Source organism: Duganella phyllosphaerae, from assembly GCF_001758785.1.
Classification (GTDB): Bacteria; Pseudomonadota; Gammaproteobacteria; order Burkholderiales; family Burkholderiaceae_D; genus Rugamonas; species Rugamonas phyllosphaerae.
In genome coordinates this window covers 101,805-118,182 of record NZ_LROM01000156.1, presented here as the reverse complement: position 1 = coordinate 118,182, position 16,378 = coordinate 101,805, and the positions used below count along the sequence as shown (strand labels likewise).

The 16,378-nt window shown below is 64.1% G+C and carries 9 protein-coding genes; 3 read left to right on the top strand and 6 right to left on the bottom strand.

Going from position 1 to position 16,378, the window contains the following annotated elements:
• Nucleotides 1-1,393, top strand: a 1,393-nt coding sequence (locus tag DUPY_RS28585) for a hypothetical protein (RefSeq protein WP_167359128.1), incomplete at its 5' end; no start/stop codon positions are given.
• A gap of 113 nt (nucleotides 1,394-1,506) precedes the next feature.
• Nucleotides 1,507-2,886, top strand: a complete 1,380-nt coding sequence (locus DUPY_RS26910) for a DUF3422 family protein (RefSeq protein WP_070252356.1) — start codon at nucleotides 1,507-1,509, stop codon at nucleotides 2,884-2,886.
• Nucleotides 2,887-2,893: 7 nt separating this feature from the next.
• Here DUPY_RS26910 and DUPY_RS26905 read toward each other — a convergent pair whose 3' ends face one another.
• On the bottom strand, nucleotides 2,894-3,745 hold the full coding sequence (locus DUPY_RS26905) for an alpha/beta hydrolase (RefSeq protein ID WP_070252355.1): 852 nt from the start codon (nucleotides 3,743-3,745) through the stop codon (nucleotides 2,894-2,896).
• Between the two features lie 118 nt (nucleotides 3,746-3,863).
• On the opposite strand from DUPY_RS26905, the gene DUPY_RS26900 reads away from it, so the two are divergent.
• The gene (locus DUPY_RS26900; protein WP_071651714.1) at nucleotides 3,864-4,619 is read left to right on the top strand and encodes an alpha/beta fold hydrolase; all 756 of its coding nucleotides are present in this window, start codon (nucleotides 3,864-3,866) and stop codon (nucleotides 4,617-4,619) included.
• Nucleotides 4,620-4,683: 64 nt separating this feature from the next.
• On the opposite strand, the gene DUPY_RS26895 is transcribed toward DUPY_RS26900, so the two are convergent.
• The 5 genes from DUPY_RS26895 to DUPY_RS26875 form a co-directional block, all read right to left on the bottom strand.
• Nucleotides 4,684-6,297 (bottom strand): methyl-accepting chemotaxis protein, encoded by a 1,614-nt coding sequence (locus tag DUPY_RS26895; RefSeq protein WP_070252351.1) that lies wholly within the window; start codon nucleotides 6,295-6,297, stop codon nucleotides 4,684-4,686.
• A 104-nt stretch (nucleotides 6,298-6,401) separates the two neighbouring features.
• Nucleotides 6,402-8,771, bottom strand: coding sequence for a glycoside hydrolase family 95 protein (locus DUPY_RS26890; protein WP_070252349.1), 2,370 nt, complete (start codon nucleotides 8,769-8,771; stop codon nucleotides 6,402-6,404).
• Nucleotides 8,772-8,786: 15 nt separating this feature from the next.
• Nucleotides 8,787-11,675 carry a glycoside hydrolase family 31 protein gene (locus tag DUPY_RS26885; protein WP_070252347.1) on the bottom strand — a complete coding sequence of 963 codons (2,889 nt, stop codon included), beginning with the start codon at nucleotides 11,673-11,675 and terminating at the stop codon, nucleotides 8,787-8,789.
• A 35-nt stretch (nucleotides 11,676-11,710) separates the two neighbouring features.
• Complete coding sequence (locus DUPY_RS26880; protein WP_070252345.1) at nucleotides 11,711-13,357, bottom strand: DUF5597 domain-containing protein; 1,647 nt, start codon at nucleotides 13,355-13,357, stop codon at nucleotides 11,711-11,713.
• 12 nt (nucleotides 13,358-13,369) lie between these two features.
• Entirely contained in the window at nucleotides 13,370-16,366 is a 2,997-nt protein-coding gene (locus DUPY_RS26875) for a TonB-dependent receptor (RefSeq protein WP_070252344.1), read from the bottom strand.
• Between the last annotated feature and the right edge of the window lie 12 nt (nucleotides 16,367-16,378).

Genomic DNA, 16,378 nt, shown 5'->3' with positions numbered 1-16,378 from the left:
GTCCCTTGAGGCGGCCGGCCCCACCTTCGTGTGGGAAAACCGCACCCGCAGCACGGCGGCGGTGATGATGGCGCAAAACTTCGGCAACGAGCCGATGGCCGGCCGCCTCAAGGGACTGGGCGCAGAATTGCTGCGCCAGGTGGCATATGACGGCCAGGATTTCTCGCAATCGATACAGCGCGCGCCCGATGGCGTGCAAGCCGATACCTACGACATGCTGGTGGCGCCCACGCAGGTGTCGCAGCACGGCATGGGCGACAACCGCATCGCGCTCACCATCACCACCCGCAGCGGCGTGAAGGTGGAGCTGGCGCTCGACGCCGGCGACAACAGCGTGGCGATCAAGGCCCAGGGCGACGGCAAACTCAATGACACCGAGCGCAAGGCGCTGGGCAAGCTGGCCGACGCCTTCCAGCAAGCCGTCGATGGCATCACCGAAGATCCGCCGCGCATCGACCTGGCCGGCCTCACGCAATTTGACCAGGGCGCGCTGGCGTCGGTGGACCTGAAGGCATCGATCAAGCTCAATCCGAGGGAAACCCAGAAGCTCGACTTCCACGCCGACGGCGCGGGACGGTCGGTCAGCATCGACGGTCCATCCGGCTCGGCCAAAATTGGCGTCGATCTCACCCAGCCCGCCGCCTGGGGCAACAAGGAGCAGCAGGCCAAGGCGATCGACCGCTATGTCCAGCAGGTGGACCAGGCGAGCGGCCGCGGCCAGGCCCGGGGCGCCATGCCGGCCATGTTCAAGGACGCCTTTATCGGCATGAACAGCAACTATGGCACCCCGGCCGTGCCGCCTGCGCCGGACCGGATGCTCGGCGAGCGCGACCAGGCGCTGACCACCGGCCTGGCCGACTTCAACGCGTCGTTTTCGCTGCCCGACGTCGCGTCGAATCCGGCGCGGCCGTCCGAGAAGGACAGCTTCTCGTACGAGCTGTCGCAGAAGACGCAAATCTCGGGCAAGTCGGCGTGGGACCTGTCGGTCTCGCAGCAACAGCAATCGCGCCTGAAGGCCAGCTATCACCAGCCGGTCAAGGCCGGGGCCACGCTGGCGCTGGACCTGTCGCCCAATTCGCAGAACTACAAGTACGTCACCATCGACGATACCGCCAGCAGCAGCACCAGCTTCAAATACGATCAGGGCCTGCTGGCCAAAGCCAGCCACGAGATGCAGGCGGCCCGCTCGACGCGGGTACTGGAGGTTATGTTCGGCAAGGTCACGGACGATCACACCACGCCCGAGGGCAAGTCGTCCTCGCGCGACCTGATGGCGGAACTGAAAGGCGACGTGCTGCCCACCGGCGCCTGGGAACGCGCGCAGGCGCTGGACGCCATCAACGACAAGATATTCCTGCAAGCGAACCCGGATGCCATCGCCGTTGGCGGCTGAAGCGCCATCACAACACTGAGCATTTGATTTCCATCGCGAAAGTATGGTTGTGCCAGCCTTGCGCGCGTCATATACTGCACTGCAACATATTCACTACATTCCCAAGGAAGGTCATGTCCCTCGCATACCGCGCCACCGCCGATTTCGCCAAGCTCAATCACCCGATGCGGGTGCCGCTGTCGGCCGAAATCCATTCCCGCCCGTTCCTGCAATTGCAGGCGCCGGAAAGCCTGACCCATTTCGCGCTGTACGTGCAGCAGGACCATCCTTCGCAAAAACTGCACCGCAGCACCCAGCACGAGATTTTGCAGCAACTGTGCGCGCACTACGGCGTGGCCGCGCCGGGTCCGCAGGCGCGCTACTTCTTTCATGACTTCGGCCGCTTCCGCATGAAGTGGGAGTGCCATACCGAGTTTGCCACCTTTACCTTCGTCGAGCGGGCCGACACCGATCCCGACTTCCGCCAGTCGTTCCAGAAGGTGCCGCTGCAGCACGTGCCGCAGGAGTGGCTGGCCGGCCTGCACGGGAAAATCATCGTCGCCGCCCACGTGCTGTTATGTTCGGGCGTGGAAGGCAGCGACAAGACCGAGGCGATTGCCGCCCTGTTCCAGGGTAAGTCGCTGGTCGGCAGCAACGTCGCTGGCGCCGCCGAGGTGTGGACCGACTTCCTGATCCAGCCCGACGGCTTTAGCCGCTTCGTGGTGCGCGACATGGGTCTGCGCGAGTTCCAGTCAGGCCGCCTGGTGGGCCGCCTGCTGGAAATCGAAACCTACCGCATGATGGCGTTATTGGGGCTGCCCAATGCCGAGGCGTCGCAGCCGCTGTTGAACGGTATCGAGGGCGAATTGGCCGACCTCACGGCCACGCTGGTGCAGGCCGACCTGCCGGCCGAGGTACGCATCGACGCGCGCGAGGAAGGCCACCTGCTGCACCACATCACCAGCCTGGCGGCACGGCTGGAAAAAATCTCGGTCAACAACAGCTATCGCTTTGCCGCGTCGCAGGCGTATTTCAGCCTGGTGCAGGCGCGCATCCACGAGCTGCGCGAAGTGCGCATCGCCGGCATCCAGACGCTGGCCGAATTCATGGGCCGCCGCCTGGCGCCGGCCATGCATACGTGTACCTCGGTGGCGCTGCGCCAGGAAGCGCTGGCCAAGCGTATCGGCCGCAGCAACGACCTGCTGCGCACCCGCGTGGGCATCGAGCAGGAAGGCCAGAACCGCAAGATCCTGCAATCGCTCGACGCGCGCGCGGCCCAGCAACTGCGGCTGCAACAGGCGGTGGAGGGCTTGTCGGCGGTGGCCATTTCGTACTACACGCTGGGACTGATCGGCTACGCCGGCAAGGCCATGAAGGCGGGCGGCCTGGCGGTGAACCCGGACATCCTGCAAGGAGTGGCGGTGCCGGTGGTGATCGCGGCCGTATGGCTGGGACTGCGCCGCGTGCACCATCACATCGCCGAGCGCAGCACCGCCGGCGCGCGCACGGCGTGAGCAGCTGCTATACCGGGATGACGGGCTGCGGGTAGAAGCGGTCCGTTAAAAAATACGCAATGCGCTGCTGCGTCTCTTCCAGGTAGGGGATGTTGATGTGGTTGGAGCCGGGCACCGTTTCATCGGCCTGCAAGGTGCCCAGTTTTTGCACCAGGAGGTCGGTGTGCGCATGCGGCACGATGTCGTCGTGCTCGGAACGCAGCACGTACACGGGCGCGTTGATCTTCTCGGCGTATTTCACCGACTCGAACTTGTGGCGCAGTACATACTCCACCGGCAGCGTGCGGAACTTGCGCTTGGCGATCGCCAGGATCGAATCGTAGGGCGTGATCAGGACCATGGCGCACGGCTCCCGCTCCATGGCCACCTGCACCGCCACGCCGGAACCGAGACTGCGCCCCACCACCGCCATGCGCCTGGGATCGATGTCGCGGCGGTTGGCCAGCCAGTCGTAGAGCATGCGGCCGTCTTCGACGAAGTGGGTTTCGGCCGGATCGCCGTGCGAGTTGCCGTAGCCGCGGTAGTTCACCGCCAGCACCGACATGCCGGGGAACAGCTTGCCGGCGTCGCGCGCCACCCACGAGACTTCCTCCGAACGACCGCCGAAATACACCACGCCAGGATGGGGACCGGCCAGGCGCGGCGTCATCAGCCAGCCGGACAGGCGGGTGCCATCTTTGGCGCGGATGACTACCGCGCGCGTACGGTGCCCGGCGCTGTAGGGCTTGAGCACTTCGCGCCGGCTGCCCAGCGGGTTGAACAAAAGGCGGTTCTGGCTCGCTGCCACCGCAGCCGTCAAGCCCAACCACAACACGCTCAGAATGCCGGCCACGCCGGCGACTTTTTTAGAATGCTTCATACCGATACTTTACACTTTTTGCCGGGACCATGAGCGTACCTGGACACTGCACGGGTCTTGCTGATGGGAGAGGCCGGTATCGGTATAATCGGCGCTTCCTCGTTCTCGCGTGCGCACCATGAAACCGGCCATCGTCCTGCTCCACAGTTCCATGAGTTCCAAGGCCCAGTGGGCCGCCCTCTCGGCGCAGCTGGCCGACAGTTACCGCTGCATCCCGCTCGACCTGCTCGGCTACGGCGCCGCGCCCTTCCCTGCCGGGGCCGGGCCGGATTATGTCCACACGCTGGCGCACGAAGCGGCAGCGGTCAACGCCGCGCTGGCCGCCGCGCTGGCGCCCGACGAACCATTCCACCTGGTGGGCCACTCGTACGGCGGCGTCACGGCGCTGCACCTGGCGCGCCACATGCCGGAACGCGTGCTGTCGCTGGCGCTGCACGAGCCGGTGGCGTTCCACCTGCTGGCCGCTGGCGATCCGTCCAAGGTGGAAATCACCGGCGTGGTCGGCACCATCCTTGGCGCGCCGAGCGACCGCGACGCCACCCGCATCTTCATCGATTACTGGAACCGCCCCGGGTCGTTCGACGCCGCGCCACCGGCCGCGCAGGACAAGATGATCGCCATGATCGCCAAGGTGAAGCTGGACTTCCAGGCGCTGCTGGGCGAGCCGGTGGGGTTTGCCGACCTGGCGGACCTGCAGGTGCGCACGCTGGTGATGGCCGGCCAGCACAGCCCGATTTCCACGCGCGGCCTGGCGCCGCAACTGGCGGCGGCGCTGCCGAACGCCACGGTGCTGGAGACGCGCGGCGCGCACATGGGGCCGATCACGCACGGTGATGCCATTAACCCGGTGATCGCCGCGTTCATCGCCGCCTGATCGTTGCCCGATCGCCGCCTGATGGGAGCTTGACTGGTGACGGCCGGCGTCTTGGCCGGACCGGTCAGGACAGCCGCAACGGCGTCCCGCGCTTAGCCATCTTGCCCTGCTGGTCGCCCCGGCTGCTGTCGGCTACCGTGAACTGTCCCACCTGCGCCAGCAGCGCCTGCGCCTGCTCGCGCATGCTGGCGGCGGCAGCGGCGGCCTGCTCGACTAACGCCGCATTCTGCTGGGTCATTTCGTCCATCTGGTTGATGGCCTGGTTGATCTGCTCGATGCCATCGCTTTGCTGTTCACTGGCCAGCGTGATCTCGCCCATGATGTCGGCTACCTTGCGCACGCTATCGACCACTTCGCCCATGGTCTGGCCGGCCTGGTCCACCAGCTTGCCGCCCGCGTCCACCTGGCCCATCGAGTCGTCGATCAGCGTCTTGATTTCGCGCGCGGCCGAGGCCGACCGCTGCGCCAGGTTGCGCACTTCCGAGGCCACCACGGCAAAACCCCGCCCCTGTTCGCCCGCGCGCGCCGCCTCCACCGCAGCGTTGAGCGCAAGGATATTGGTCTGGAACGCGATACCGTCGATCACGCCGATGATGTCGGCCATCTTGCCGGAACTGGCCTTGATCGAACCCATGGTCGCCACCACCTGGCCGACCACGGCGCCACCACGGGCAGCGACGTCGCTGGCCGACAGCACCAGCGCGTTGGCCTGGCGTGCATTGTCGGCATTCTGGCGCACGGTGCCGGTCATCTCTTCCATCGAACTGGCGGTTTCCTCGAGCGCCCCTGCTTGCGCCTCGGTGCGCGCCGACAGGTCGGCGTTGCCGGCTGCGATTTCCTGCGCGGCCACGGTGATGGTGTCGGTGGACAGCCGCACCTCGCCGACCAGTTGCGACAGGTTGCCGTTCATCTGGCCCAGCGCGTCGAGCAACTGGCCGGTTTCGTCGCGAGCCTGGTTGTCGATATGGGAGGTCAGGTCGCCGGCTGCCACGCGGCGCGCCACCGCCACCGCGCGTTCCAGGGGCGCCACCACCGAACGTCCCAGCAGCACGGCCAGCGCACCGCCCAGCAGCACGATGGCAGCAGCGAGCAGCAGCATCAGGTTGCGGCTCGCGTCGTTGATCTGTTCGATCTCGCTGGCGGCGGTTTCGATCTGGCGGCGCTGCTCCTTGAGCAGCGCTTCGGCGGAAGCCAGGTAGGCTACGCTGTTGGGCACATAGACGTCGCGCATACGCTGCTGCGCCTCGTCCAGGCGCCCTTCTTTCTTCAGCGCCAGGATGCCATCGCGAGCGCCCAGAAAAGCCTTGCGCCGTGTGCCGATTTCAGCGAACAGCGTCTTCTCGACCTCGGTATCCATCATGGCCTCGACCTGCTTTTGCAGCGCGGCCGAAGAATCGGTGGAGGCCTTGATGCCTTCGGCGAAATAGCCGCCCAGGCTCATGTCGCTGCTGATGATGATGGCCGTGGTGCGTGGAATGGCCGCATACATATTGCGATACCAGTCCTGCAACAGGCGCTCGGTGACCATCGGTTCGGCCACCATCTGCTGGGTGGCAGTGGCCACCTGGTGCAGGCGGGCGATGCTCACGCCGATGGCGACCACCGCCAGGAAAAGAATGCTGGCAAAGCCGAAGGCGAGCCGGAGCTTGATGCTGAGGTTACTGAAAAAATGGCGCAAAAGATAACCCTGAGAAAAGACTGAAAGTGGCACACCGAGATGTGCCTTGGGGCAATTATCATAGCGCTAAACGCGCCATTTTGGTGCATTTCAGTAATTCTCTGTTATTTTTGTCCTACTTGAGCTGACAACCCCGCATCGAACTGACGTCTTTCACCTGGCGACAGCGCCAGCGGCCGCACCTTGTCGCCATAACGCACGCGACCTGCGCCAGTGCCGGCATGGCGACGGATGGTGGCGGCAGTGAGCCGGCCATTGCGCCATGCGATATCGACCTCGTAGCCGCCGCGCGCGCGCAAGCCCTGCACCGAGCCGTTCTTCCACGCCGCCGGCAACGCCGGCAGCAAATGCAGCTCGCCGTTGTGCGACTGCAGCAGCATCTCGGTGATCGCCGCCGTGGCGCCGAAGTTGCCGTCGATCTGGAACGGCGGGTGCGCATCGAACAGGTTGGCGTAGGTGCCGCCGGCGTTGTTCACTTCCGTGCCCTGCCCCTTTTGCAGCGCCGCGCGCGCACCGGGCTTGGCCAGCTGGCCACGCAGCATGGTGTGCGCATGGTCGCCATCCCGCAGCCGCGCCCAGAAGGCGATCTTCCACGCCATCGACCAGCCGGTGCCGGCGTCGCCCCGGCTCTGCAACGATACGCGCGCGGCAGCAGCCAGCGCCGGCGTGGTGGTCGGCGAAATCTGCCGCCCCGGGAACAGGCCGAATAAATGCGACACGTGGCGATGGGTGTCGCCCGGCTGGTCGAGCACCGGGTCGTTCTTTTTCTCGTCCATCCATTCGAGCAGCTGGCCCCAGCTGCCCACGCGCGGCGCCACCAGCCGGTCGCGCAACGCCGCCACCTCGGCACCAAAGACGTTATCACCGAGCACCCCGGCCGCTTCGGCCGCATTGTTGAACAGGTCCCAGATGATGGCCTGGTCGTACGTCACGCCGTCTTCGATCGGCCCGTGCTCGGGCGACCAGCCCAGCGGCGCCACCAGCCGGCCGTCCGGCAGCACCTTCAGATAGTCCTGCCAGAAGTGCACCGCTTCCTTCATGATCGGATACGCCACGTCGCGCAGGTAGGCCCGGTCCTGGGTGAACGCATAGTGTTCCCAGAAGTGCTGGGCATACCAGGCGTTGCCGGTCTTGTTCCAGATATAGCCCATGGCGCCGAACGGGTTCGACTCGGTGCGCAGGGTCCAGCCGCGTACCGGCTTGCCGCTCGAGGTGACAAACGTCTCTTCGCGCTGCACTGCTGCGCCGCTCAGGTCCGGCGCAGCCATCAAGACCGAGTCCGGGTTGGCGATGGACTTGGCGGCGGTGTCGGCGATCAGGCGCCGGTACACGGGCGCCACGCCCTGCACGAAGTTCAAAAAAGGCAGCGCGTGCTCGGACAGGTTGGCCGTCTCCGCCGGCCAGTAATTCATTTGCACGTTGATGTTGGTGTGATAGTCCGAATTCCACGGCGGCGACAGGCTGTTGTTCCACAGCCCCTGCAAATTGGCTGGCAGCGAACCGCGCGAGCTCGAGATCAAGAGGTAGCGGCCATACTGGTAGAACAGCGCTTCGAGTTCCGGATCCATGCCTTGCGCGGTATAGGTTTCCAGGCGCCGGTCGGTGGGCAGTGCGCGCCGTGCCGCAGATGCCGTGCCGAAGTCCACGCGCACGCGATCGAACTGGGCGCGGTAGTCCTGCTGGTGCGCAGCCAGCAGCGCCGGCCACGCAGGCGCCGCTATCACTTGCGCAGCCACCCGGGCCTGCGGCGGCGCACCCTGAAATTGTTTGGCGGCGTCGAGCACGTAACTGGTGCCCGCGCCGAGTATCAGTGTCACGGCATCGCAGCCCGTGAAAGTGATCTTGTTGCCGTCGATGGCGATCTTGCCGCCCTCGTTGCGCACTTGCACCTGGCTGGCGTAGTCCATCGCGTTCGATGACGGCGCCGGGCCCTTGCCGCGCAAGGAACCGATGGCGGTAATGCGGTCGCCACTGGCCTCGACGCGCGCCTGGTGCATGTCTGCCAGCTCGATCGAACCGGTGTACTGCCCCCGCCGATCTGCGGACAGGCGCACGGCAATCACCTGGGCCGGATAGCTGGCCAGGGCCTCGCGCTGGAAGGTGACGCCATTGTGGGTGTAGGTGACGCGGTGGACGCTGCGGCCGATGTCGAGCTGGCGCCCGTAAGCGGTGGCTTTTTCATGGCCCGGCAGGTTGATGAACACGTCGCCGAACGGCTGGTACGCGCCCATCACCTTGTCGTCGCCGGTCCACAGCGTGATGTCGTTGAACTGGATCCGTTCGCGCGCCAGCTGGCCGAACAGCATGGCGCCGATGCGGCCGTTGCCGATCGGGAGCGCTTCACGCTCCCAGCCGGCGTCGGTGTTGGGCGCCGGCTGCTGGTAGCGCAAGGTCAAATCTGCGGCAGGCGCCGTCCCGGCAAGTGCTAAGGACAGCGCCAGCCACGGCGCCGCCCTGGTCAGAAAATTGAACAAAGCGGCTCCGTATTACTAACGCTTGATGGTGACGGCTTTGCCTTCGTAAGCGACCACCTTGTCGCTGGCGTCGAAGTTGTCCGAGCTCGATACGCCGGGCTTGATGAAGCGTACGCGGAACTCGCGCTTGGCCACCATGCCTTTGTACGAACCGGCGCGCGCACCGATGGTCACGTTGCCGGTCTTGTCGTTGTAGGTCACCGGGATGCGGCTGAACTCCTTGCGCAGGTAGCCGTTCGAGACGCCGTCATCTTCGTACAGGCTGAAGGTGCCATCGGCGCCCACGTACACGTTGAAGGTGATCGGTGCATCGGGCTTCTCGTCCACGTACTGCGTGACCGGGCCTACCGGGATGATGGCGCCAGCCTTGACCAGCAACGGCATGCGGGTTTCCGGCGCCTTGATCGCCACGCGGGTGCCGCCTTTATGCAGCTCGCCGGTATAGAAGTCGTACCAGTCCGCGCCTTTTGGCATGTACACGCTGCGTTCGCGCGCGCCGTACTCGTACACCGGAGCGACCAGGAAGCTGTGGCCGAACAGGTACTGGTCGGCGATGTTCTTCACCGCGTCGTCCTCGGGGAAGTCCATCACCAGGCCGCGCATGATGGTGCCCGACTCGTGGTGCGTGGTGGCGGCGGTCGAGTAAATGTACGGCATCAGGCGGTAGCGCAGCTTGTCGTACCAGACCATCGATTCGCGCATCGGCGAGCCTTCCGGCGAGATGATGTGGATCTCGCGCTTGACCACTTCGCCGTGGGAGCGGAACAGCGGCGAGAACGCGCCGAACTGCCACCAGCGCAGGTTCAGCTCACGCCATTCCTTGAGGTCTTCCGGGGTGCCCTGGTTGGCAGCGACCACGCGGTTTTCCTGGGCCGAACCGACGTCGCCGGTCTGGAAGCGCACTTCCTGCGCGTAGCCGCCGATATCGTGGGTCCAGTTCGGAATGCCCGACATCGAGATCTGCACGCCGGCCGAGATCTGGTCGTACAGGTTGTTCCAGCGGCCCACGGTATCGCCACTCCACAGCGCGGTGCCGTTGCGCTGGATGCCGGCAAAGCCGGAACGCGACAGGATGAACTGGCGCTTCTGCGGCTGATCCTTGATCAGGTGGTTGTAGAAGCCCTCGGTGTGCACCAGGCTGTACGGATTGAACGTCACTTCACCCGCGCCATACACGGTCGGGCCGATCAGCTTTTTGAAGTCTTCCAGGCGGGTGTTGGACAGCACGTCCGGCTCGGTATTGTCCATCCACCAGGCGTCGAAGCCGAGGTCCACCAGCTTCGGTTTCATCTGGCGGAAATACATGTCCTGCGCGCCCTTGGTGTACGGGTCGTAGTGGCTGTTCTTGTAGCCGGGTCCTACCCAGTCAAGGTCGCCATTTTCGACGTTCTTGGTCCACATGTAGCCGGCTTTATTGAGCTCCTGGTAGTTCTTGGTGTTCTCGTAGAACTTGCCCCAGATCGAAATCATCACGCGCGCATTGTTCTTGTGGACTTCGTCCACCAGGCCTTTCGGGTTCGGGAAACGCACCTTGTCGAAGTCGTGCGAACCCCAGCCATCTTGCGGCCAGTAGAACCAGTCCTGCACCATGTTATCGACCGGCCAGCCCTGCTTGCGGTACTCCTTCAACACGCCCAGCAGCTGCTCCTGGGTCTCGTAGCGCTGGCGCGACTGCCACAGGCCGTACGACCACTTCGGCATCATCGGCGCTTCGCCGGTCAGGTGGCGATAACCGGCGATCACCTTGTCGATGCTGGTCTCGCCGTTGATGACGTAGTAGTTGATGCTCTGCGCGACTTCCGACGAGAACGTCAGCGAGTGACGTTCCGGCGCCGGCAGCGGGTCGTTATGGGTCATGGCGATCATGCCGCCCGACGGCTTCCACTCCAGGTGCAGCTTGACCGGCTTGTTGGCCTCGAATTTCAGCTCGAAGTTGTGGTACCACGGGTTCCAGCCCTGGCGCCACACGTCCATGATCTGCTTGCCGTCGATATCGAGCTTGGCGTAGTCCGACGAATACAGCTGCATCTTGTGCACGCCCGGCTTGTCGGATGTGAGCGTACCGTCCCACACCACTTTCACGCCCACGGCTTTTTTCGGGTCGCCCAGTTCCTTCGGCCAGTTATCGGCGACGTCCTTGAGGTACTGGTAATCGATGTCCTTTTCCTGGCGCGTGAGCACCAGCTTGTCGTCGACGTAGTAGCGCGCGGTCAGGCCGCCGGCCTTGCCGTCGGCGTCCGCCAGTTTCAGGTCGCGCGAGAGGAAGCCATACGGCTTGGGATCGCCGAAGCGCGAGATCGAATTGTTGTCCCACAAAACGCCGTAGTTTTTATCGGAGACCACGAACGGCACGGCGATGACCATATTGTGCTGCATCAGCAGCACGTCTTCGCCGTTGAGGTTCATCTGGCCGTTCTGGTGCTGGCCCAGGCCGTAGTAGGCGTCCTTGGTGCCGTGGTTGAAGCCCTGCGTGACCGCCATGAACGGCTTGCCGCCCACTTCGACCGGCGTCATGTTCTCGGCCGCCTGCGTCAGGAACGCCTTGCCGGCGGCGTTGAAGAACTGCACCTGGCCGGTGGCCAGCGAGACCGCCACCGAAATCTTCTTGGCCTTGAGCGTGACCCTGTCCTTGCCCTGTGCGGTGACTTCGAATTTTTCACCTCCTTTACCGCTGACAGGAGTAGCAACGGTCATCAGCGAGGGCGTGAGTTCCTTGCCCGCCTGGTCGGTCTTGACGACGTGGATGATGTTGTCGTTCATGACTTCGAGGCGCACTTCCTTGGCGCCGCTGTCAGGCTTGACGACCACGCCGGTGGCGGTTTTCTCGAAGGTGCCGGCCATTGCATGGCCGGAGATCAGCACCGCCAGGCAGGACGCCGCGGGCACGATTGCTTTGAATTGCATGTGTTCTCCTGAGTTTTTATAGAGGCTCGATAACCTTAGTAGGTTCCGACCTTCACTTTCAGCACGACCGGATTACCGGTCAAATTAAGACCATAATCGGTCTGGTCGCCATTCCAGTTGCGTTCCATGATCCACTTGCCGGCGGCATCATACCGCCCCTCTTCCACGCGCGCCCACATGGTCGGCTTGCCGTCCGCGCTGTCGATCTTTACCCGCGCGTGCTGGCCGACGATGATGAATTCATTGTCGGCGATCTGCGCCATCGCCACGCCGCCGTTGGGTTTCTCGGTATTGGCCGGCAGGTCCTTCACGTCCTTGAAATACTGCGCCTCGCCGAACTGCCATTCGCGGAACGAGATGGTGGCGTTCCAGCCCTTGAGCGCGAGCTTTTGCGGCTGGCGGTCGTCGCCTTCGGCTACGCCGTAGGTGCGGCCTTCGAAGGCCCACTTCGACCACTGGCGCTCCATCGGCCGGAAAGCCCCGAAGATTTTGCCGTACGGCGCCGTCATGGTCTTGTCGGTGGCCTTGTGACCGAGCGGGAAATTGCTGTAGTCGGCGTAGTCGATACCGAACGGCGAGAAGTTGATGGCGCCGCGGCCAAGCACCAGGTAAGCGTAACGCACGTAGTCGGCGCCGTTGCTCATCTCCGGCACGGCCAGCGCGTTGTCGGGCCGCTGGAACTTATCGAGCGTGGCGACGAACTTGCGCGAATCCGGGCTGTAGATGTCCGGCGCGGCGAAGTCGATCGCCGGCGCAGCCGCCTTGTAGATGTCGATCACGTCGAACGTGGGTCCGCCGCTGGCAAAGTTCTTGTTCCATGGCTTGACCGGTTCTTCGAGCGAATCGCGGATCGAGTTGTTGACGTACATGGGCAGGTTGTACACGTCGCGGCCCGCCTTGGCGATCTCGCCGATGTACTTCGCCACCGAATACGCGTGGAAGTACTCGTCGGCATAGTCGCCGTACACCTGCTTCCAGGTGCCGGTCGCCGCCAGCGCCACCGGCGACTTTTTATGTTTTAAAACTTCGGCCGGCACCGGCGCGTTGAACTGCGCTTCGGCCTTCGGACCGTAATCGCGCGCGTAGCCGTAGGTGCCCACCTCGTTTTGCACCTGCATCATAATCACGGTGCGCTGCACATCGTCGATCTTCTTGATGTGCGCCATCAGGGCCACGAACGCCTTCTTGTCGGCCTTGAGGGTTTCTTCGCCCTGCGGCGACAGGCAATAAATCGGCTTGCCCTCCTGGTCCAGCATGCGCGGGAAGCGGGCGTTGTTGAACTTGACCCACTCCGGCGTGTAACTGGGACCGGTGTTTTTCCAGGTGCCGAACCACAGCAGCACCAGGCGCACCTTGTTCTTGCGCGCCTGCGCCACCAGGGTATCGACGTAGCTGAAATCGAACTTGCCTTCGGTCGGCTCGATCTGCTCCCAGGCCACCGGGATTTCCAGCGTGTTGGCGTTGGCGTCCTTGATGGCGGCCCATACCTTGTCCAGTGCCAGCGGATAGTTGCTGGAGTTCTGGGCCTGGCCGCCGAACATGACGAACGGCGCACCGTCCACCATCAGCGCGTGGCGGCCATCCTTGGTCACCAGTTCCGGAATCGGCGCGGCCGCCGCGCCAGCTGCCACCACAAAAGTAAGACCAAGCGCTGTAACGAGCTGGCGGACGGTTGATTTCATGCGTCGCATTCCTTATTCGAAGTTGTAGGTCAGACGGGCGGTATAGCGGCGGCCCGACGAGAACCAGGAACGGCCCATCAAACCGGTACTTTGCTGCATCAGGATCTTGTACTTGGAGTCGGTCAGATTCTGCGCTTCGATGCCGATCTGCATACGGTCGTTGATCTTGTACGAGAGCGAGGCATCGGCCTGGCCGTAATCGTCCGCCCAGGTAGGCAAGCCCCATGCCACGTTGTGCTGGCCGACGGTCGGGCTGGCAGGATTGGTGTCGGTGCCGTCGGTGCCGTTGGTGCCGCTGACGTTGACCGCCTGCAGGCTCTTCGAACGCCAATTGTAGGCCATACGCGCCGACCATGGGCCCTTGTCATACATCAGGGCCAGGTTGTACGACTGGCGCGACAGGTTTTCCAGCGGCAGATTGCCGAAGGTGGTGCCGTTGGTATCGCAGCCGTTCAGGTTCAGGTTCAGGTTGGCCGCGCCGGTGGTAGCGGTGCAGTACTGCGAGTACACGCCGTTGTACAGGGTGCGCTCGCTGTCGACGAAGGTGAAGTTACCCTGGATGCCCAGGCCCGACCAGGCACCAGGCAGCTTGTCGAAGTACTGCTGGTACGCCAGCTCGAAACCGCGCGCGCGGCCCTTGGCGCCATTGACCGGCGAGGTGGTGGTGAAGTCATGCATCACGCCAGCGGTGTCGGGCAGCCGGTTGATGGTGGTCTGCTTGACGATGACGTCCTTGAGGCGCTTGTTGAACACGGCCAGCGTTATCGAGCCCACCGGCGAGAAGTACCACTCGGCGGTCAGGTCGACCTGCTTGGCGGTGATCGGACGCAGGTTGGGATTGCCCTCGGCTTCGCCGGTGTAGCTGACGACCTGCGAATTGTTGTCCACGCTTTGCGTGAGCTTGGTGTAAGCCTGCAGCTGCGATGGATCGGGACGCGACAGCGCGGAGGCAAACGCAAAGCGGAACTGCAGCGTGTCGGTCGCCTTCAGGCGCAGGTTCAGGCTGGGCAGCCAGTTGCGGTACGAGTTGTCGAAGTTCTCGGCGCGGGCATACGGCACGATGACCGGGATGCCGGGTCCTGGCGTGGCCGAAGAGCTGAACAGGGTGTAGCCGTTGGCGTGCGAATCGGTCTTGACCATGCGCAGACCGATGTTACCGTCGATCGGGTATTTCAGGTCGTCGAAGCCGAAGCGCGTCTGCGCGTACAGGGCCTTGGTTTTTTCCGACTGCTGGTTGATGCCTTTCGGGTCGCCGCCGAAGGTAGCCTGGTTCCAGGGATCGCAGGTGGTGCCGTTTTCCGCGCACAGGATGCCACGGTACGAGTGCAGCTTGGCGTAGCTGTCCGGGTAGCCCCGGGCCAGCGACACGTCCGGGAAGGCCACTGCCGGCACGTCGATTTTACCGTTGAAGAAATTCTTGAACGAGTGGACGTTGGTGGAGCCGGAGAAGCGTGGATCGCCCAGGTACGCCAGCTTGCCCTGCAGGCCGCCCATCCAGTCCTGGGTGATGCCTTGCCAGTTATAGCTCGGATTCGAGTTTTCGGTCGTCGAGTCGCGGTCGGTCAGGCGAGCGCCGAAGCGGATGTCGCGCAGGATCGGATTGTCGAAGTCGTACTTCAGGTCGATCTTGCCCGCCTTGGATTCGGCTTTCGCGCGATCCAGGTGCTCCATCGTGAAGGCCCAGTAGTAGTTGTTCGGGTTGGCCAGGTAGGCGCGGTCGGCGGCATCGAAGGTAATCGATGGCACGCTGCCGGTCAGGTCCAGCTGCTCCTTCGGCATTTTCAGGCCGGTAGCCACGGTCGAGTCGACGCTGCGGGTGTTGGCGCGGATTTTTTGCAGGTCGGTGACGATGGTCCAGCGGTCGTTCGGGCGCCAGCGCGCATTCCACGAAATGTCGGTGGTGTCGGACTTGCGCCAGGCGGTGCGGGTGTCGTTGTTGAAGTTGATGCCCTTGGTCGGATCGGTATTGGTAAGCGTGCCCTTGAGCAGTGCCCCGTTGTCGCCATACTCGCCATCGGTGACCTTGATCGCATACGGATCGGCCGAGCCGAAGATCGCCTGCTCGTCCCACTGCATCTTGTACTTCGACTTGAAGAAAGTCAGGCCGGTGGTCAGGGTGCTGCTCGGCTTCCATTGCAGGGCGCCGTACGCGCCTTCGCGGGTGCGGTCGAAGTTGAGCGAGCGCCATTGCGCGCCTTTCGGCACCCACACGGTGCGACCGTTATCCTGGATCTGGTAGTACGGCTCGACCTGGACGGCGTCGGTGCGGGTGGCCGATTCCGAGTAGGCCAGGTCGACCAGGGCGCCGATTTCGCCGATCGGCGTTTTCCAGCGGTTGGAGACCATGCCCGAGTACGACGGCGAAGCCTTGCCCTTGCGCAGTTCGGAGTGGGTCGCGGAACCGGAGATGGCAGCCTTGAAGCCCTTGTAGTCGAACGGCATCGCGGTGCGCAGGTTGATCAGGCCACCGATGGCGCCCTCCACCTGTTCCGCCGACGGGTTCTTGTAGATGTCCACGCCTGCCATCAGCTCTGGCGGCACGTCTTCGAAGTTGAGCGAGCGGCCGCCGTTGGCCGAGAACGAATCGCGGCCATTGAGTTCGGAGCGCACGTAGCTCAGGCCACGCACCGACACGCCGGAGCCTTCGACCGAGAAGTGATCGGGATCGCTGCGCGCCATGGCGCGGTCGATGGTCACGCCCGATACGCGCTGCAGCACCTCGGTCACCGAGCGGTCCGGCAGCTTGCCGATATCGTCGGCGGCGATCGAATCGACCACCTCGTCGGCGTTCTGCTTGATTTTTTGCGCCGACTGCAGCGCCGCGCGCTGGCCGGTCACGACCACCGACGTCATCGAGCCCGCCGGTGCGGCTGCCGTGTTGACGGTGGCGTCGTTGCCGGTGCTCTGCACCGGGGCCTGCGCCTGTTCCTGTGCCTGGGCAGCGCCCAGCATCAGCGCCATCTGGGCCAGGCCCATCGCAATGGCGGTCTTTTTAAAGTTGTGTTTCATCTGTGCTCTCCA